Annotated in this window: 17 protein-coding genes; 13 read left to right on the forward strand and 4 right to left on the reverse strand. The window is 39.9% G+C overall.

From position 1 onward, the window contains the following. Positions 1-16 precede the first annotated feature (16 nt). Positions 17-1543 carry a GH3 family domain-containing protein gene (locus L2567_RS02370; RefSeq protein ID WP_235296086.1) on the forward strand — a complete coding sequence of 509 codons (1527 nt, stop codon included), beginning with the start codon at positions 17-19 and terminating at the stop codon, positions 1541-1543. Here the strand turns inward: L2567_RS02370 and L2567_RS02375 are convergent. Both L2567_RS02375 and L2567_RS02380 read right to left on the reverse strand, forming a co-directional pair. Further along, entirely contained in the window at positions 1532-2161 is a 630-nt protein-coding gene (locus tag L2567_RS02375; RefSeq protein WP_235296087.1) for a hypothetical protein, read from the reverse strand. The genes L2567_RS02370 and L2567_RS02375 overlap by 12 nt on opposite strands. A gap of 51 nt (positions 2162-2212) precedes the next feature. Beyond that, on the reverse strand, positions 2213-3706 hold the full coding sequence (locus L2567_RS02380) for an alpha-amylase family glycosyl hydrolase (RefSeq protein ID WP_235296088.1): 1494 nt from the start codon (positions 3704-3706) through the stop codon (positions 2213-2215). A gap of 119 nt (positions 3707-3825) precedes the next feature. Between L2567_RS02380 and L2567_RS02385 the strand changes: the two genes are divergently transcribed. From L2567_RS02385 to L2567_RS02410, 6 genes are read left to right on the forward strand one after another with little or no spacing between them, the layout of a single operon-like run. Continuing rightward, positions 3826-5403, forward strand: coding sequence for a S8 family peptidase (locus tag L2567_RS02385; protein ID WP_235296089.1), 1578 nt, complete (start codon positions 3826-3828; stop codon positions 5401-5403). Further along, entirely contained in the window at positions 5403-6275 is an 873-nt protein-coding gene (locus L2567_RS02390) for a hypothetical protein (RefSeq protein ID WP_235296090.1), read from the forward strand. Before L2567_RS02385 ends, L2567_RS02390 begins: the two co-directional genes overlap by 1 nt. Positions 6276-6279: 4 nt before the next feature. Beyond that, positions 6280-6750 carry a nuclear transport factor 2 family protein gene (locus tag L2567_RS02395; protein ID WP_235296091.1) on the forward strand — a complete coding sequence of 157 codons (471 nt, stop codon included), beginning with the start codon at positions 6280-6282 and terminating at the stop codon, positions 6748-6750. Continuing rightward, positions 6751-7530, forward strand: coding sequence for a hypothetical protein (locus tag L2567_RS02400; protein ID WP_235296092.1), 780 nt, complete (start codon positions 6751-6753; stop codon positions 7528-7530). A gap of 9 nt (positions 7531-7539) precedes the next feature. Next, the gene (locus tag L2567_RS02405; protein WP_235296093.1) at positions 7540-8397 is read left to right on the forward strand and encodes a mechanosensitive ion channel family protein; all 858 of its coding nucleotides are present in this window, start codon (positions 7540-7542) and stop codon (positions 8395-8397) included. Then, positions 8366-8890 carry a TrmH family RNA methyltransferase gene (locus L2567_RS02410; protein WP_262913086.1) on the forward strand — a complete coding sequence of 175 codons (525 nt, stop codon included), beginning with the start codon at positions 8366-8368 and terminating at the stop codon, positions 8888-8890. The genes L2567_RS02405 and L2567_RS02410 overlap by 32 nt, the downstream gene beginning before the upstream one ends. Before the next feature lie 63 nt (positions 8891-8953). On the opposite strand, the gene L2567_RS02415 is transcribed toward L2567_RS02410, so the two are convergent. Together L2567_RS02415 and L2567_RS02420 are read right to left on the reverse strand one after the other, a co-directional pair. Then, the gene (locus L2567_RS02415; RefSeq protein WP_235296095.1) at positions 8954-9799 is read right to left on the reverse strand and encodes a 1,4-dihydroxy-2-naphthoyl-CoA synthase; all 846 of its coding nucleotides are present in this window, start codon (positions 9797-9799) and stop codon (positions 8954-8956) included. A gap of 154 nt (positions 9800-9953) precedes the next feature. Further along, the gene (locus L2567_RS02420) at positions 9954-11117 is read right to left on the reverse strand and encodes a homogentisate 1,2-dioxygenase (RefSeq protein ID WP_235296096.1); all 1164 of its coding nucleotides are present in this window, start codon (positions 11115-11117) and stop codon (positions 9954-9956) included. Between the two features lie 101 nt (positions 11118-11218). Here L2567_RS02420 and L2567_RS02425 point away from each other — a divergent pair, with 101 nt between their 5' ends. The 6 genes from L2567_RS02425 (at position 11219) to L2567_RS02450 (ending at position 18719) form a co-directional block, all read left to right on the forward strand. After that, on the forward strand, positions 11219-12610 hold the full coding sequence (locus L2567_RS02425) for a PQQ-dependent sugar dehydrogenase (RefSeq protein WP_235296097.1): 1392 nt from the start codon (positions 11219-11221) through the stop codon (positions 12608-12610). 91 nt (positions 12611-12701) lie between these two features. Beyond that, positions 12702-13196: a gluconokinase gene (locus tag L2567_RS02430; protein ID WP_235296098.1), complete on the forward strand. Its 495-nt coding sequence runs from the start codon at positions 12702-12704 to the stop codon at positions 13194-13196. A gap of 33 nt (positions 13197-13229) precedes the next feature. Then, the gene (locus tag L2567_RS02435; RefSeq protein ID WP_235296099.1) at positions 13230-14048 is read left to right on the forward strand and encodes a hypothetical protein; all 819 of its coding nucleotides are present in this window, start codon (positions 13230-13232) and stop codon (positions 14046-14048) included. A gap of 645 nt (positions 14049-14693) precedes the next feature. Next, the gene (locus L2567_RS02440; RefSeq protein ID WP_235296100.1) at positions 14694-16436 is read left to right on the forward strand and encodes a M14 family zinc carboxypeptidase; all 1743 of its coding nucleotides are present in this window, start codon (positions 14694-14696) and stop codon (positions 16434-16436) included. A gap of 76 nt (positions 16437-16512) precedes the next feature. Beyond that, complete coding sequence (locus L2567_RS02445) at positions 16513-17733, forward strand: 3-deoxy-D-manno-octulosonic acid transferase (protein WP_235296101.1); 1221 nt, start codon at positions 16513-16515, stop codon at positions 17731-17733. Next, positions 17730-18719, forward strand: coding sequence for a bifunctional heptose 7-phosphate kinase/heptose 1-phosphate adenyltransferase (locus L2567_RS02450; protein WP_235296102.1), 990 nt, complete (start codon positions 17730-17732; stop codon positions 18717-18719). Before L2567_RS02445 ends, L2567_RS02450 begins: the two co-directional genes overlap by 4 nt. Positions 18720-18758 lie beyond the last annotated feature (39 nt).

Here is an 18758-nt window from a genome sequence, read left to right on the forward strand (position 1 = left end):
TCAAAGTTTACTAGTCATGGCAATATTAGGCAATATCGTAAAGAGAATTCTTGACTTCACAGAAGCATTGGTTCCTCAGCAAGATCACGTTAGTAATCAGGAAAAAGTACTTGAAAATTTGCTTGAAAAAGCGAAGGATACGGTTTTTGGCCGCTACTACAAATTTGATAAGTTACTCGAAAGTGAAGATATACGCCAAGCTTTTGTGGAAGCTGTACCTTATCATGATTATGATAAGATAAATGCCAGGTGGTGGAGTAAGATGCATGATGGAACACCTGATATTACTTGGCCTGGATCACCAGGTTACTTTGCATTGAGCTCAGGAACTACAGGTAGTGAAAGTAAAAGGATACCTGTTACAGATGACATGATCGCCGCGATCAGACGAGGTGGTATCATACAGATTACTTCTCTTCGAAATTTTGATTTACCACCTGAATTTTTTGAGAAGGAATTCATGATGCTTGGAAGCTCCACCGATTTAGAAGAAAAAGAACATCATAAAGAAGGTGAAATCAGCGGCATAAGTGCCAGCAGAATACCTTTTTGGTTTCGATCTTACTATAAACCAGGTGAAGAAATTGCGCAGATCGATGATTGGGATTCCAGAGTGCATGAGATCGCTAAAAATGCTAAAAATTGGGACATCAGTGGATTAAGCGGTATTCCTTCCTGGATGGAGCTGATGATGAAAGAAGTGATCAAATATCACGAGGCTGATAACATTCATGATGTGTGGCCTAACTTGCAAGTCTATACCTCAGGTGGCGTAGCCTTCGAGCCGTATGCTAAAAGTTTCGCTGAACTTTGTGGTAAGCCGGTGACCATCATAGACACCTATCTTGCATCTGAAGGTTTTATCGCCTGCCAAACCAGGCCGGAGACAGACTCAATGCAACTTCTGACCAACAACGGCATCTATTTTGAATTCATTCCCATGAATCCTGATTACATTAAGGAGGATGGTTCCATCGTGGATGATGCTCCAAGCCTGAGCTTGAAAGAAGTAGAACTGAATCAAGATTATATACTGATCCTCAGTAGTGTCAGTGGAGCATGGCGATATCTGATTGGAGATACCATCGCCTTCACTGATATTGAAAGGACAGAAATCAAAATTACCGGTAGAACCAAATTTTTTCTAAATACAGTCGGTTCACAGCTTTCAGTCAATAAACTGAACGACGCAGTTAAGGAATTAGAAACTAAGTTCGATGCCAAAATACCTGAGTATACTATTTGTGCACAAAAAATAGATGGTGAATTCTATCATGTCTGGTATTTAGGTGCAGAAGACTTGAACCAGTCACCTGAAACACTTTCCGAAGCCCTAGATAGTTACTTGAAGTCGGCTAACAAAAACTATAGCGTAGCGAGATCAAAAGCTTTAAAAGGTGTTAAGGTGCACGTCATTGATCCTGAGGTGTTCTATGATTGGAGCGGTGCACAAAAGAAAAAAGGGGGCCAGGTAAAGATGGAAAAAGTAATGAACCAGGAAAAATTCGAAGAATGGGAAGCTTTTGTTCAATCACAGAGCTGAAGAAGTCATTTTCTCTTCTCTAATTCTGACCATTTCCATTATTTCCTCAGGAGATAGGTAGTATTTCTTAATTCTAGCCACATATTTCTCATCGATATCTGCATGGTTCAAAATAAACTGCTTGGTCTTAAGAATGTATTTCTCCATTCCGGACCTGATAGCAAAACCATCTGCTGCTCTTTCAGCACGCATGATATGATTGTCCACGAACAAATATTTGACTCCGAAAGCGATTAAATTGTATCGACTGCGATTCTGATAATCCATGATATGACCCAGTTCATGACCTAACCAACCGATCATAACATCACGTGGAAGGTCTTTAGTCAAATATCTTTTTCCTGAGATTTTAAAGACTTTGCTGATTAATATTACATACTCCCGATCTCTTCTATGCTTAAAAAAACTACTGAACTTTGGACGAGCCTGCATGGTAGATTGCTTAATACTGTCTTTAAATCTAAACTCAATATTAGCATCTTGCAATTCAGGATAATAACTTAACGCTTTGAGCGCTTCATCCTTAATTTCGTCTGGAATAATGTGATTGTTGGCAATAGACTTTTGACTTATGATACTCATCAATAATGTTACTGTGATCAGGCGTAATATGTTCATTCTCTTGATATAACGTCTTTTATGTTAGATATTTCATTTTAGTTTGTTATGTCAATTTTTTAGAGTTAAAACATGTATACAGTATGGAACCAATTCGCTACTGAATTTATTTTCCTGAGGATAGGTCAAAATTTCATTTTCCACCTCGAGTGTCGGGAAGTTAATGTGTTGGTTCTGATCTGACAAACTTATAACAACCCAAATTTGTTCCTGTTCGAATTTTCTGAGGAAAGACAGAACATAATCATTGTCAACATCCAAAAATTCAATTTCACCCTCCTGTATACACAAATACGTTTTCCTAATGAAAATTAGTTTTTTATAAAAGTTGAGAAGTGAATCCGGGTTCGAGATTTGCTCTTCAACAGAAATGCCATTATCATCTGCTAATTTGCTGTCATTCCACCAGGGACCACTATCTTTGTACCAAAGTGTAGATCCTGGGCTTACCATCTTGGCTTGCCATGGGAATGCCTCTCTGCGAGGAATGTCATTACCATCTGAAACCCCATAAACTCCGAAACCTCCTTCGCCTTCCATACCCAATTCCTGACCATAGTAGATAGCTGGAGCACCTTTTAGAAGAATATTTAACGCTGCCCCAATTTTTAACTTGGCAGGATGACTGCTAACCGAGGATGCATATCGCGTTGTATCGTGATTTTCAATAATAATGATCTGCTTTTTACCTTCGGGTGTCCCTTGAACACCTTGTTCCTGTGCCCACTCTATCTCCCCCTTGTTAAAATTACTGATGGCATATTTAAGTGGAAAAGCAAACATAAAATCCACACCAGCCTCATTATAAGCCTTTATACCGTGTGAAGACCAATCTGCCTGTTCTCCAATAAACTTGACATCTGAATTCATCTCCTTGACTCGACCGATCAATGGCTTCCAAAACTTACTATATACACCGACCAATCGACCTTTGTCGTCTAAGTCATCCATCATATGATCTAAACGAAAACCATCTATTCCATCTCGAAGTGTACCGTCCCCATGTGGATCCACCCAAAAGGCGAATTCTTTAAAAATCTGATCCTGTGTCTCAGGATTAAATAAATTTAGACAAGCTACTTTTCTGATATTTCCATCATACGAATGTATCTCTGCTAAGTCAAATATGATAGATTCCGGTTCGGTATTATTGGGCCCATTATACAAAATATGTTGACCATAGGGTGACTCGGGATTTCCATAACTTTCTTTAAACCATATGTGATCTTCCGTCACATACTGTACTTCCATATCTAAATATAATTTCATGCCTCTTGCGTGTACAGCACGAATCAAATTAAAATAATCTTCCAGTGTCCCGTAGCGGGGATCAATTTTTCTGAAGTCAGTTGCAAAGTAGTTGTGATAGAAGACAGAATCATAAATGGGCAGGATTAAAATAGAACTTGCCCCTAACTCCTGTATATAATCCAGTTTAGAGGCCAATCCTTGAAAGTCACCATGTTGATCTCCTTTACTATCGTAAAAGCTTCGTTGAAAAACATGATAAAAGATTTCATCTTTAATTTCCCGTGTGTTGTTCATTCCTCTATAAACCTACAAAATAAGCGATAAATGACGTGCACTTCAATACGTTTTGCTTTATATTAGTATTTATAATGGCATTATAGCCAGACTTTTAAGAGCAAACTAAACCTTATTTTATGAAATATTGGCAACTCACCATCCTGGTATTGATTGGTCAGTTCTGCTTTGCTCAGATGAATTTGAATTACCACCCCAACAGACTATTAATAAAATTTAACACACCTCCCGACCTGAATACAGTTGACCTCAATAAACAGTTGTTCAATATCAATAATCTTGATCGGTTGTCTTCCAAGCATGGTCTTCGGAAAATTAAACCGATGAATCCTTATGCAGGTAGCGATATCTTCGCTTTAGAATTCAGTGGAAAATCAGAGTTAGAAAAAATCATTCTGGAATACTCAGAGACGAGACAATTCCAATACGTAGAACATGATTTTCAGGGCGAGGGAGGTGGCGGACTTGTACCTGATGACTTTCGGTATGCTAGGCAGTGGAGTCTAAACAATGATGGCAGTTTTCCGCTTGGTCCCAGTCCGACTTCCGGAGCAGATATTGACATGCAAAGGGCTTGGGAAATCACAACAGGCAGTAGTGAAACCATCATTGCTGTGCTAGATTCGGGTTTAAAACTTGATCATCCGGAATTCGAAGGCAGGATCTGGTCGGATGGCGCGTTTAACAATGGAAAGGATTACGCTAATAACGACAATGATGCGTCCGATGACCTGGGACATGGTACCAATGTGACCAGTATTTTGGCAGCAACTGGTGATAACGCCAAGGGATTTGCAGGTGTGAATTGGCAAGCCCAAATCATGCCACTCAAGATACTGGACGAAAACAATTATGGTTATTATTCCTGGTGGGTAGAAGCCATTTATTATGCGGTTCATCATGGAGCGCAAGTAATCAACATGTCTGTTGGTGGCAGTAGCTACTCGTCTGCTCTCGAAGATGCAGTAAACTATGCTTATAGAAATGGGGTGATCATTGTCGCTTGTATGATGAACGAAAACAATGAAAGAACTTACTATCCTGCAGGATACGACAATACCATTGCTGTAGGAGCAACAAGTGCCGATGACACCCGCTCCAACCAGTTTCCATGGAACGAACAGAAGGGAAGCAATTATGGTCAACACATTGACTTTACTGCACCTGGCAATTATATCTATGGACTTTCGTACCATGATGAAAATAATTTTGATTCATATTGGTCCGGGACATCACAGGCAACGCCACATGTTGCTGGCCTCATTTCATTGATGTTGGCGCTAGATCCAACCCTCAACCTCGAATCTGTGCGTGCAACCTTAATCAATACAAGCGAAGATCAGGTGGGAAGAGCTAATGAGGACAGTGCAGGTTGGGACAAGTTTCATGGACATGGCAGGGTCAATGCGTATGAAGCACTGGCTAGCCTGGTTGTGAGTTCGGTAGCCCTTGAAAGTGATTTAGCTATTAGACTGTCGCCTAATCCAATTGAGCGGGGATCTATGATGCACATTGAATTTCCATCTGATGCGCAAAAGCGGCTTGCTATCTATGATGTATCCGGCCGATTATTGATAGTCGATCGCATCAATAGTTCAAATTATTTTTTCAATACTGCCAATCTGGAAACGGGTAGCTATTATTTAAAAGTCAACCAAAATATAAAATCAAAGACCATAAAATTTATCGTAAAATAGTGAAGTATACCGTTTTCGTTTTACTTGGTCTATTTTCTTTAACCACCGTTAATGCGCAAGGCTTTCAATGGTGGAATGACTTGCATGATTGGAACGGCGTCACCCCCTGGAGAAGATATATTCAACTTTCTACCAGTGGATTAGGTCCGAATGCTCTGCCCGTTCCCACTTTCAATAGTCGTGAAATTAAAGATGGCTACTCCATTGACAATCAGTTGCGTTACCATCACAATCCGGATGATCCAACCTTTGATCATCAGATCAGGATTGATTACCAATTGTTCAACAGAATAGGAATTGCAGCCTGGATGGTCACAGCTGAGTACTATAATACCAGTATTGCTTTGCGAAATCAAAGAAAATTAAGGGAATTTGAGCCCAAAGGCATTGTATCCGGTGACGTTTATCTATCCACCTACCTCAACATTTTACAGGAAAATCAAAATCGCCCTACCCTTCTTCTCAGTGCCAATCTCAAGACAGCTTCAGGTAATAATCTAGGTGGCGGGAGGCACACCGACACCCCTGGTTACTATTTTGACTTGCTGGCGGCCAAGACATATGGCGCTTTCCGGCCGTATATTGCCTCTGGATTATACGTATATCAAACTTTTAGTACCCGGAATTACCAGAATGACGCCTTTTTATACGGCATAGGTACTCATTTTAATAAACACAGATACGAAATTCAATTAGAATGGGCCGGGTATATAGGTTATTTTGACATTGGCGACAAACCAAGTGTGATAAGGGTTGACCTTTCCTTTAAAATAAATGATAATAATCGAATCCTGATCAGAACACAGACGGGACTAAATGACTTTGATTATCATACCATTTCGCTTGGCTATACTTATATTTATAGAAAATAGAAAGATGAGAACATTTCTGATGGTTTTTTTTGTGGTGTTGGGTCAATGGTTGTTTGGGCAGAATCAAGTATTGAGCGACCAAGAACAAGAAGTTTACAATGTGATTGTAAAACTATTTGATGGCATGAGAGCTGGCGATTCCACTATGGTGCACGAAGTATTTTCTGACGATGTAAGGATGTACACTTGCTTTAAAGATAAAAATGGAGAAATACAGATTCAACAAGGTGATTTGAATGCATTTCTCAATGCGGTAGGCTCCCCACATGAAGAGATGTGGGATGAAAGAATATGGAACACCAAGGTGGATGTAGAAATGGGAGTAGCTCAGATTTGGACGGAATACGCTTTTTATATTGGTGAAACTTTCAGCCATTGCGGAATCGATGCCTTCCAACTTATTAAAGAAGAAGATTGGAAAATCATACACCTGATGGATACCAGGATAAAAGATAACTGTGATAAAACCAAATAAATGAATATTTACAAGCTCTTAGCCATTCTCAATGCGGTCGGATTAATTGGTGTTTTAATCGTCAACTATTTGGCCAACGCTCTTCCTATTAATGGTTATGATACCGGGGAGTTATCTGATATGTACCCGAATCTTTTTGTGCCCGCAGGTTTGACTTTTTCCATCTGGGGTCTCATTTATCTTTTTCTTATTGCTTTCGTGATTTATCAATTTGTCAAAACTGATTTTGAAAATACGCCTCCTCATCATTTTCTGTCCAGAATATCTTTTCTGTTTTTTATCAATTGTCTGGCGAATATGGGATGGATCTTGTTGTGGCATCACCGAATGGTTTTCTTATCCTTTCTGGTCATGTTGATTATATTGGGCAGTTTGATTATGATCTATCAGAGGCTGGAAATAGGCCAAAGGAAAGTTAGATTTAGTAATAAATGGTTCGTTCACATTCCGTTTAGCATTTATCTCGGATGGATCACTGTGGCCACGATTGCTAATGCGACCACACTGTTAGTAGACTGGGGTTGGAATGGATTTGGACTTCCCGAGAGTGTCTGGGCCATGATCATGATCTTTGTTGCCACACTGGTTGGATTGCGAGTCTTTTCGGAAAGACATGACGTTGCATATGTATTGGTTTTAGTATGGGCATTTCTGGGCATATTTATCAAGCGAAACGACATTTCAAGTTATCAGGATACGGTCGCTATCGCCGCAGCGACGGGTGGAATATTGTTGATTATTTCTATGATTTGGGGAGTTATTCAGAAGAAGAAAGCGTAGCTTTGCACCATGTCTAGATTGAACATCGTTGTAAAAATTTTAATTCTTACTGGCCTGATAGCGATGCGCTATTTTGAAACCTTGGCGACACTGCCATATGAGCGGATCCTGACTATATTGGACTTTCTCATCTTTATATTTGCACTTAACGTAGTCTTATCCATATTTCTGCACGTTTACAAGCGGCGCAAGGGTTTACTGGGGCGTGGCAACAATAATGTCACTTTAGGTATCCGGAATATCTATTACCTCATTGTTTCACTGAGCACGATTGGCTTGATCCTGAGTTTGATTGGCGTTGAATTTGGTACTTTGTTTACCTCACTAAGCATTATTGCTGCTGCCATTGCTATCATATCTAAAGAATATATTTCGCCTATTATAGCCGGTTTTCATATCGCTTTGTCTAACACCATCAGTATCAATGACTACGTGAAGATCGGTGAGCTTAAAGGAAAGGTAGTAGATATTAGGTTGACCAAGTTGAAGCTCCTGTCCGATGAAGATGAACTCATCGCCATATCCAATGAAAAAGCTTATTTTTCTGATATCATCAATTATACAAAAGGGAATATTCGTAAAATTCACATCAATTTCGATTTAAGTTCAGCTTCATTTAAAGCCATTGAAGACCTTGAAAATGAATTAACAGAAGAGATTAAAGATTTTTCTGAGCACATTGTACCTGAAAGTTACTACCTGAAAGTCATGGAAGTCGACAAAGATCAAATTAGTTTCAGGTTTCAATATGAATTGAAAAAGAGTGATGATCGAAATATGGAAAGGGAAATCAGAAGGAAAACTATTCGTAAAGTCATCAATTCTATAAAGCTTAATGGCGCTTCAAGTCCCGTCCCAGCAGCTTAACTGGGAAAATCGTACATTTCCAATAGTCGTTATTGCAGAGAACATTCATTCTCCAACGAATGTCGGTATGATCATCAGAATCTGTGAAGCCTTTGGAGTTCAGACCCTTTATTTTACAGGTCCATATAGTAATCCTTCGTCAAAATTTAAAAAGGCAAGCAGATCAGCAGAAAAGTATATTGAAATCATCAAAGATGAAGATACGGTCTCTGTGATTCAGGGATTAATCAGTCAACACTTCAAAATCATAGCCCTTGAAATTACGGACGAGAGTACAAGTATAGCTCAATTTCAAGTAGAAAATGGAGCAAGATTAGCCATACTAGTGGGATCCGAAAGGCACGGAATCAATGACATTAGCCTAAAATTAGCTGATACGGAATTGCATATTGAACAGTTCGGAAAAACCGGCTCCCTAAATGTAGGTACTGCTTTATCCGTGGCGCTTTATGAGCTCAGCAAACAAATGAATTCAATCGCAACAAATGAATAAAATCATAAATTGCCTTTTTAAACTCAATGATCCTAGCCTTGCACACTTAAATTTTTGACATTTCTATGGAAATTTGGGAAATTGATCAAAATTAGGCGGACGCTTTTCAAGAAAGGCGTTGCGTCCCTCCTCGGCTTCATCTGTCATATATGCTAATCGCGTGGCTTCACCAGCGAAAATTTGTTGACCAATCAGCCCATCGTCAATCAGATTAAACGCATATTTGATCATTTTAATGGCTGTAGGACTCTTCTTCATAATTTCCTGAGCCCACTGATAAGCTGTGTGTTCTAATTCATCGTGAGCTACCACTGCATTGACCATTCCCATTTCGAAGGCCTCTTGAGCGGAATAATTGCGACCTAAAAAGAATATTTCTCTCGCCCGCTTTTGCCCAACCTGTCTCGCTAAATAGGCCGAACCCATACCTCCATCAAAACTTGCCACATCGGCATCCGTTTGCTTAAAGATGGCGTGTTCTTTACTGGCAAGTGTCATGTCACAAACTACATGTAAACTGTGTCCTCCTCCTACAGCCCAGCCCGGCACTACAGCGATGACCACCTTATTCATAAATCTGATTAGCCTTTGGACTTCCAATATATTCAAGCGATTGATTCCGTCCTTGCCCTTGTACCCTGTCTTGGAACGCACCCTCTGATCACCCCCAGAACAAAATGCATAGACGCCATCTTTTGGCGAAGGGCCTTCACCCGAAATGAGGATAACACCAATAGATCGGTCTTCTCTTGCATCCGACAATGCTTCGAACAACTCGAATACGGTAGTAGGTCTGAAAGCATTTCTGACCTCAGGTCTGTTAAACGCAATTCTGGCTACCCCATTAAGCTTTTTGTAGGTGATGTCTTCGTACTCCTTGACGGTTTCCCATTGTAATTCTTCCAACATATTGATTTGTATTTTTCGATGTGAAATCCAATTTAGTGTAATGATATTATTTTTTAGCGCTTTTTAACCAAGGATATACATAACATTTTATACTGCCTGGTACAGATATTTATGATGTGGAAAGAATGATTGCTATGCGAAAGACTCCGTAAACCTAGTCGTGCGGCAACCAACTTTTATAGTATTTCCCATCGTCAATATCCAGGGCCGCCTGAGTGACCATTAATGGCGCAAAAGTATCCACCATCACTGCCAGTTCTTCTGTTTTCTTCTTTCCAATGCTCCTTTCCATAGAACCCGGATGAGGTCCATGTGGAATTCCCGCAGGATGAAGGGTAATATAACCTTGATCAATATCATTTCTACTCATAAAATCACCATCGACGTAGTAAAGGACTTCATCTGAATCAATGTTTGAGTGATTGTAAGGCGCTGGAACTGCCAAAGGGTGATAGTCATAAAGCCTTGGGCAAAAGGAACAGACAACGAACGCGGATGTTTCAAATGTCTGGTGTACGGGAGGTGGCTGATGAACTCTACCTGTAATGGGTTCAAAGTTATGAATAGAAAAGCCATAAGGAAAATTATAACCGTCCCATCCGACGACATCAAAAGGATGCGTGGCATAAACGAGGCTGTGCAATACGCCCTGCTTCTTAATCTTCATCAAAAATTCACCTTTTTCATCATGCGTCTGAAGGTTTCCAGGTAGCTTAAAGTCGCGTTCGCAATAAGGACTGGATTCAAGATGTTGACCAAACCAATTCCTATATCGCTTAGGCGTGTAGATGGGGTGAAAAGATTCCACAATAAAAAGTCGGTTGTCCTCTGAATCAAACTCCAGCTGATAGATTACACCTCGTGGAATGACCAGATAATCACCATACTCAAATGGGATCTCTCCCAACATGGTTTTAAGTGTTCCACTCCCTTTATGAATGAAAAGCAATTCATCTGCATCTACATTTTTGTAGAAATAATCATTGAAAGAAGACTTTGGCGCAGCAAGAGAAATATGGCAGTCCTTATTGAATAGAACTGTTTTCCTACTGTCCAGATAATCACTTTCCGGCTCAACGTCGAAGCCGATTAATTTCAAAGAACGCATATTTTTTTCCAAAACCGCCTGGGGTGCAACATCTTTCGCACCTCGAATTTCTTTTACTTGAGTAGGCCTGTGTTCATGGTACATCAATGACGACATACCGTCGAATCCTATGGTACCAAATAGTTGTTCGTAGTAGAAATCACCGTTTGGCTTCTTAAACTGTGTGTGTCTTTTAGCAGGAATTTTTCCCAGTCGATGATATAGTGGCATAATCAAATAGTTGTATATGCAAGTATAATAAATTTTATACTGGATATGTTCAGGTCACGTTATTTGTCAATGTTTCAAGTGTAATAATTATCTTCGTTATCATGAAGTACTATTTAGTGACCTTAATATTGATTGGACTGTATGCATGCGGGGCCAATTCAGAATTAAACAAGATTGAAAAAGACCAATTTGCAGAGGCCAAGTCATTGTATGCCTCTAACTGTGCATCTTGCCACGGCCAGCAGATGGCGATGTTCGTTGATCGAAACTGGAAACACGGAAGTGACCCAGACTCGTTGGCCCTCTCAATAAAAAAAGGATATCCTGACGATGGCATGCCAGCATTTGAAGCCCTATTCAGTGAAGAACAAGTACAGGAACTCGTCAAATACATCACATATGGTATTGACAACAGAGAAAGTTTTTCTTTTGACGACCCCTTTAATCCCGATACTATTTTTGAGACTGACGGCTTAAAATATAGGTTGGAATTGATTAGTGATGAAGTGGACGTTCCATGGGGATATGCCTTTCTTCCGGACAACTCGATGTTGATAACGGATATTTCAGGTGAACTCTATCACAGGTCGGTGGAAGGTGAACTCCAGGAGATTGGAAACGTACCCGAAGTCGTTCACGCCGGTCAGGGTGGACTTATGGATGTTGAGCTGGATCCTGATTTTGAGACTAATAATCTGGTCTATATTTCCTATTCTAAAGGAAAAGATGACAAGCAAACCACTGCTGTTATCAGAGCAAAGCTTGGAGAGAAACAGTTAGAAGATGTGACTGAAATTTTTGAGGCGCTGCCCTACTTATCTACCAGACATCATTATGGAGGAAGGCTTGAGTTTGATCCCGATGGATACCTTATGATAACTGTCGGTGATCGCGGAAGGAGAGATGATAACCCACAGTCATTAGAAAACCATTGTGGTAAAGTGCATAGAATCAATTCAGATGGAAGTATTCCACAAGACAATCCTTTTGTTGGGCAAGCCAATGCTATGGAAAGTATCTACTCGTATGGACATCGAAATCCACAGGGATTGATATATGATGCAGACAGGGGAATCATGTGGGAACATGAACACGGACCAAGAGGTGGGGATGAATTAAACATTGTCAGGAAAGGGGAAAACTTTGGATGGCCTGTGGTTTCATTCGGCATCAATTATAATGGAACCACCTTTACCAATAAAACTGAAATGGAAGGAATGACGGAACCTGAGAAATACTGGGTACCCTCAATTGCTCCTTGTGGAATGGCATTGGTCTATTCAGACCTTTACCCTGAGTGGAAGGGAGATTTACTGATCGGTTCATTACGCTTTAAGTATGTCACCAAAGTTTCGGAAGATATGAGTGAAGTTTCTATGTTGAAAAACATAGGCAGGGTGCGAAATGTCAAATTGGACCGGGAAGGATATATCTACGTTAGTGTGGAAGAACCAGGAGCGATTTATAAGTTGATTCCAATTTTAGAAAACTAAGGCTCACTTTTTCTTCCGGCAAAAGAAAACATTAATGACTACTTATCTCTTTTAAAGAGTAAAGGTATCCTGCTGGATGAACTGAATGACTATGGATAAAAAAAAACTAATTGTGGTAATGGGCGTATCAGGCTGCGGTAAAACGACCATTGGTAAAGAGATGAGTAAGCGGCTCAACATTCCTTTTTATGACGGAGATGACTTCCATCCTGAAGAAAACATCGAAAAAATGAAGTCCGGCGACCCTTTGAACGATACTGACCGACGTCCCTGGCTGGAGGCCATCAATGAGTTTGCCAGAGAAAAGGTGAAAGAGACATCATTAATTGTGGCTTGTTCGGCTTTAAAGGAAAAATATCGCAGCATTCTTGCCAGGAATATAGACCTTCAGATAGTTTATTTGAAAGGAAGTGCGGAGTTGATTTTAGACCGAATGAATGATCGCGAAGGTCATTTTATGCCTCCAGAATTATTGGATTCTCAGTTTGCGGATTTAGAGGAACCTGTCAATGCCATCACAGTGGATATAGATCAAAGTATTGACGCTATAACCAGCGAGGTGGTCTATGAATTACTACAGCAATAATGAATTCAGTATTGCGTTTTTATAGAGAACTACATGCTTAAATTTCTCAAGGTTTTATTTATTCTGATCTTTCATGGATTCATGATCATCTTGCTGTCGTTGACCTCACAGGTTGGCGGTATCATTTGGTTCGTGGTGTTCTTTACCTGGTTGGTAGTGCGTTATAAGACGCCGTTTGTTCTCAAATTAGTGAGTTTTCTGGGCATCTATTTACTTGCTGTGATGACGATCGTTCCTTCTTTGGCCAGGAAATTTGGCAAGGTTCCTATGCCGAGCTCTATGAGTGGCAACCTTGTGCCGCACAATGCACTTTATCCGATATTGAATAGAAATTATGTCACTCCACAAACACTGAAAATTTTATTGAAGACAGCCGATGAAGTCGCGATCGCTAATCCGGAATTGAAAATGGTTTATTTAGATGCTTCCTTTCCCTTTTCAAAAGAAATGCCTCTGCCCCCGCATATCAGTCATAGCAATGGGAGGAAGGTGGATTTGTGTTTTGCATACAAAAAGAATGGAAAGTTGACCAACAAAGGATCCTCAATTTTGGGTTATGGGCATTTCGTAGAGCCGAAAGATGGAGAATACAATCAGGTAGAGCAATGTTTAGCAAATGGACACACCTTGTACGATGCCAGTAAATATGCTGGTTTTGGCAAAAGAAGGGATTATGAGTTTGATCCGTATCATACCAGATTGATCATTGAAAAGCTGCTTGAAAATAAAGAGACCAATCGAATTTACATTGAAGAACATTTGAAGCAAAGGATGGGTATTGTTAGTGAAAAGGTGAGAAGCACAGGCTGTTGGGCGGTGCGTCATGATGATCATATTCATTTTCAGATTTGAAAAAATCTGCTATCTGATAGCTTGTAGATGGCTTTTACAAGTCACGTTATAGTTCGCCAGAAAATCCAAAGAAATGCTGAAACTAACCTACAAGTGCTATCTGATAGCTTCAAAGGTCAAGAAGTTTAAAGCCTCATTGTCAGCTTGAAAAGGGAATTAAAAGTCCCGAGGCAAGAGTGAATCTGCTATCTGATAGCTTGTAGATGGGATGTACAATAAACCTCATAATTCACCAACAAATCCAAAGAAATGCTGAAACTAAATGACAACTGCTATCTGATAGCTTCAATGTTCAAGAAGTTTGGGGCCTCATCTGGCAGCTTGCAAATGGAATTACGAGTTCCAAGGCAAGAGTGAATCTGCTATCTGATAGCTTGTAGATGGGATGTACAATAAACCTCATAATTCACCAACAAATCCAAAGAAATGCTGAAACTAAACTACAACTGCTATCTGATAGCTTCAAGGGTCAATAAGTTTAAAGCCTCATTGTCAGCTTGAAAAGGGAATTAAAAGTCCCGAGGCATAGTATTACTCGATGAGCAGGAAAAAAACCATTGGACTTTACCTTCGATAGATTTGATATGGGCAAGATTCAAGCATTATTAAAATAAGATTTTACCTTTACCGGCATAAGAATATCAAATGAAAAAACTCTTACTATTATTGAGCCTGGGCTTAATAACATCTTGTAACGTCACCAAAGGTCTGGTGGATTCTATGTCACCACTGCAAACACCATTTGAAAAAAATGACAACTACTCAGCCTCCTATCATGAAGTGATCGACTATTATCAACTATTGGATCGGACTTCTTTAAACATTCAGGTCAATGAATATGGCATGACCGATAGCGGAAAACCCTTACATGAAGTGATCCTGGACAAGTCTAGATCTTTCACCCCTGAAGAGGCCAGAAAGGCTGGTAAAGCGGTACTAATGATCAATAACGGCATCCATGCCGGCGAACCCTGTGGAATCGATGCCTCTATGATGTTGGCCAGAGATCTGTTGGAGGATAAAGCATCGTTACTGGATTCAACCATCGTGGTTATTGTTCCTGTTTACAACATCGGCGGTGTGCTGAACAGAGGAGGTTATAGTAGGGCAAATCAAAATGGTCCCTCTGCGTATGGATTTAGGGGCAATGCCAAAAACCTTGATTTGAATCGTGACTTTATCAAGCAGGATTCTGATAATGCCAAATCCTTTAATCAACTTTTCACAAAATGGAATCCCGATATTTTTATGGACAATCACACCTCGAATGGTGCAGATTACCAATATGTCATTACGTTAATCGCTACTCAGAAAGATAAATTGGAAGCGAACCTTTCCAGGTTCATGACCAACGAGCTGCTAACAGAAATCTATCCTAAAATGGAGTCCAAAGGCTATGAAATGACACCCTATGTGTTCAGCAGGTCCAGTCCTGATCAAGGAATTGCAGGTTTTTTGGATCTGCCGAGATACTCGTCCGGTTACGCTGCCTTACACAACACTATTTCCTTCATGCCTGAAACCCACATGTTCAAAGAGTATAAGGATCGAGTGAAATCCACCTACTTTTTGATGGAAAGTATGCTGGAGTTTATTCAAAATCACAAGCAAGAACTGATAGATGTAAGAGAAAGGGCCATTGAAAACACGAAAATTCAGGAAAAATTTGACTTGAATTGGACCCTGGATTTTGACAAGGAAGATAAACTGATCTTTAAAGGTTACGAGTATCGTCAAAAGAAAAGCAAGGTCACAGGATTAGACAGAAATTATTATGATAGAAGCCGACCTTTTGAAAAAGAGGTGCCTTTTTACAATACTTATCAAGCAACACTATCCGTAGAAAAACCAAGGGCTTACATCATACCGCAGGCCTATCAAGAAGTGATCGATAGGCTCAAAGCTAATGGTGTAAGTATGGAAAGGATTCAGGAAGACCAGGAAATAGAGTTAGAGGTTTACAGAATTGAAGATTACGTTACACGTGACAATGCTTACGAGGGACATTACCCCCATTCGCAGGTTCAAGTGGTGAAAAACATAGAAAAAGTAAAGATCTATCAGGGTGATTATAGGGTTAAGACGGATCAGGCACAAAACAGATTAATTGTACATACTTTGGAACCTCAAGCTGCAGATTCTTATTTTTCATGGAATTTTTTCGACGGCATTTTGATGCAGAAGGAATATTTTTCACCTTATGTGTTTGAGGAAATAGCAGAGGAACTACTAGAAGATGATCGGGATTTAAGAAATCGCTTTGAGCAAAAGAGAAGGGACGACCGTAAATTCAAAGAAAATGCCAGCGAACAACTTAATTTCATATACATGAATTCTCCCTACTATGAAAAAACTTACAGAAGATATCCCGTCTACAGAGAATTATAGCGCGAAATGATATATGAATGCAAAGTAGGTGGTCATTTGACTGATGAAAGTCCAATCATGGTGTAATCCAATGCCTATGACGTGGAGATTATATCAACTTTTTGTTTTTGCATTACAACGGTTTATGCGTTTTCATGCATGGATCTCAAATAAATCCCGAAAAGGTATTGAAGGACGCGCGGTAAAAGTGAGTGTTCCTAAAAAACAGCATCAGAGAGTATGGATGCATTGTGCATCACTGGGAGAGTTCGAGCAAGGCAAGCCTGTTTTAGAAAAATTAGTTGAACAAGGATTTGAAGTAGTTTTAACCTTTTTTTCTCCATCTGGTTATGAAAGTAAGAAGCACTACGATAAAGCAGTATGGATCGGTTACCTTCCTTTTGATACCAAACCAAATACAAAGCTATTCATTGAAGAAATATCTCCGGATGCAGCGATATTCGTCAAATATGAGTTTTGGTGGAATTATGTCAATGAATTGATTCAACAATACGTGCCGACTTTCTTCATATCGGTTGTTCTGAGTAAAAATCATTATCTATTTCGTTGGTGGGCGAAGCCGTTTCTACGACTTCTGAAAAGTGTCGATGCAATTTTTGTTGCTGACGACCTTTCTTTTCAACTTTTAGATCACCATGGGTTCTCCAACATTCGACATTCAGCTGATACCAGATTGGAAAGTGTATTGAATCGTAAACGCCAAAATATAAGGGATCGAGTCATTGAAGATTTCGTGGGCCAAGAAAAAGTGGTCATATTTGGCAGCACTTATCCGGAAGAACATGGTGAATTGGCACAAATGACAAGCACAGTACTCAAAGACTTTAAAATTTTAATTTTTCCTCACGAGATTGATCTGTCAGCTGTATATAAGCTTAGTGACGAACTGGGAAAAAAAGGTGTGCTGTATTCTAAATCACCTGAGGCTTTGAACCCGAAAGACCTACATGTGATGATTGTTGATCGCATCGGATTACTTAAAGATGCCTATCGCTTCGCAAATGTTGTCTACATCGGTGGAGGATTCAATAAAGGAATACACAATACGCTTGAACCTTTGGTTTATAAAAGGCCTTTAATTTTTGGACCTAAATATCAGAAATTTCCAGAGGCAAGAATGTTGGCGACTCAACCATTTGTCAGAGTTGTCAACACCGTCGAAGAAATTGGTCCTGCTATGTTGGATTTAGCCTCAGGGAAGGAACAAAAACAGATCGACAAATTTTATCATGACCTGTTTGATGGAGTGGATCATATTTCCGATGAAATCGTAACAGCTGTCAACAACGCTATATGAAAAGGGAAAGAATAGAACAATTATTGCAGTTTTCAGATGTCCATGTTTTGGTCTTGGGAGACATTATGCTGGATGAGTATATCTTTGGTAATACAAAACGAATATCCCCGGAAGCTCCTGTTCCGGTTGTCAATTTAGAAAAGAGGCATTACAGGCTGGGGGGTGCTGCCAATGTAGCAATGAATACGTTCGCGTTAGGAGCTAAAACTTCTATTATAGGTCTGATTGGAGATGATTTTAACGGAAGATTGTTGACATCTCTCACGGATGAAAATAAAGAAATGAATACTTTTCTGATCAAGGATGTGGGTCGGAAAACTACTTGCAAAACCAGAATTCTTGCGGCAAACCAACATTTGCTCAGGGTTGATAATGAAGATGAATACGAGGTAGATGATGAAATCGTAGGGAAAGTGGAAAGTATGCTTAAGTATATCCACCACAATACCAGGATAGATATCATAGTGATGCAAGACTACAACAAAGGTTTCTTCAGTCCGGCGATGATTCGGGCTGTAATCAATTGGTCAAAAGAGAATGGCGTCAAATCAGCATTGGATCCTAAGGTTAATCACATTGATGTGTACAAAGGGGTCGATATATTTAAGCCTAATTTGAAAGAAGTGAAAACTTACTTGGGGAGTGAAGTTTCTGTCAACCTGGAAGGATTGGCAAAGGTAAATGAAGCCATACAAGAGAGATTAAGTATTGACATGCTGATTTTAACGTTAAGTGCAGAGGGAATTTATGTGGCGAATCAGGAGGGTGCGCATTGGGAGTCCACGAGTGTTCAGTCTATTGTAGATGTCAGTGGAGCGGGAGATACTGTGATGAGCCTGGTAGCGCTTTTGTACTGTAATGAGGAGGCTTCCATAGAGGAAATCGCCCAACTGGCTAATTTTGGTGGAGCAGCGGTTTGCCGAATTCCCGGAGTGGCAGTAGTAGACAAAGAGATGATAATGAACGTTATAGAAAAAGTCAAATAGAGTACAAAGTGTTTTGTAACCGATAGTATTTGAATAATA

It is taken from the genome of Portibacter marinus, assembly GCF_021533195.1.
GTDB classification, from domain to species: domain Bacteria; phylum Bacteroidota; class Bacteroidia; order Chitinophagales; family Saprospiraceae; genus Portibacter; species Portibacter marinus.

Excerpts from the sequence above, each read along its gene's own strand:
- L2567_RS02380 (WP_235296088.1), bottom strand. The coding sequence starts at position 3,706 with ATGAACAACACACGGGAAATTAAAGATGAAATCTTTTATCATGTTTTT.
- L2567_RS02385 (WP_235296089.1), top strand. The coding sequence starts at position 3,826 with ATGAAATATTGGCAACTCACCATCCTGGTATTGATTGGTCAGTTCTGC.
- L2567_RS02440 (WP_235296100.1), top strand. The coding sequence starts at position 14,694 with ATGAAAAAACTCTTACTATTATTGAGCCTGGGCTTAATAACATCTTGT.
- L2567_RS02425 (WP_235296097.1), top strand. The coding sequence starts at position 11,219 with ATGAAGTACTATTTAGTGACCTTAATATTGATTGGACTGTATGCATGC.
- L2567_RS02445 (WP_235296101.1), top strand. The coding sequence starts at position 16,513 with ATGACGTGGAGATTATATCAACTTTTTGTTTTTGCATTACAACGGTTT.
- L2567_RS02370 (WP_235296086.1), top strand. The coding sequence starts at position 17 with ATGGCAATATTAGGCAATATCGTAAAGAGAATTCTTGACTTCACAGAA.
- L2567_RS02400 (WP_235296092.1), top strand. The coding sequence starts at position 6,751 with ATGAATATTTACAAGCTCTTAGCCATTCTCAATGCGGTCGGATTAATT.
- L2567_RS02405 (WP_235296093.1), top strand. The coding sequence starts at position 7,540 with ATGTCTAGATTGAACATCGTTGTAAAAATTTTAATTCTTACTGGCCTG.
- L2567_RS02410 (WP_262913086.1), top strand. The coding sequence starts at position 8,366 with ATGGCGCTTCAAGTCCCGTCCCAGCAGCTTAACTGGGAAAATCGTACA.
- L2567_RS02430 (WP_235296098.1), top strand. The coding sequence starts at position 12,702 with ATGGATAAAAAAAAACTAATTGTGGTAATGGGCGTATCAGGCTGCGGT.
- L2567_RS02415 (WP_235296095.1), bottom strand. The coding sequence starts at position 9,799 with ATGTTGGAAGAATTACAATGGGAAACCGTCAAGGAGTACGAAGACATC.
- L2567_RS02420 (WP_235296096.1), bottom strand. The coding sequence starts at position 11,117 with ATGCCACTATATCATCGACTGGGAAAAATTCCTGCTAAAAGACACACA.
- L2567_RS02435 (WP_235296099.1), top strand. The coding sequence starts at position 13,230 with ATGCTTAAATTTCTCAAGGTTTTATTTATTCTGATCTTTCATGGATTC.
- L2567_RS02375 (WP_235296087.1), bottom strand. The coding sequence starts at position 2,161 with ATGAACATATTACGCCTGATCACAGTAACATTATTGATGAGTATCATA.
- L2567_RS02395 (WP_235296091.1), top strand. The coding sequence starts at position 6,280 with ATGAGAACATTTCTGATGGTTTTTTTTGTGGTGTTGGGTCAATGGTTG.
- L2567_RS02450 (WP_235296102.1), top strand. The coding sequence starts at position 17,730 with ATGAAAAGGGAAAGAATAGAACAATTATTGCAGTTTTCAGATGTCCAT.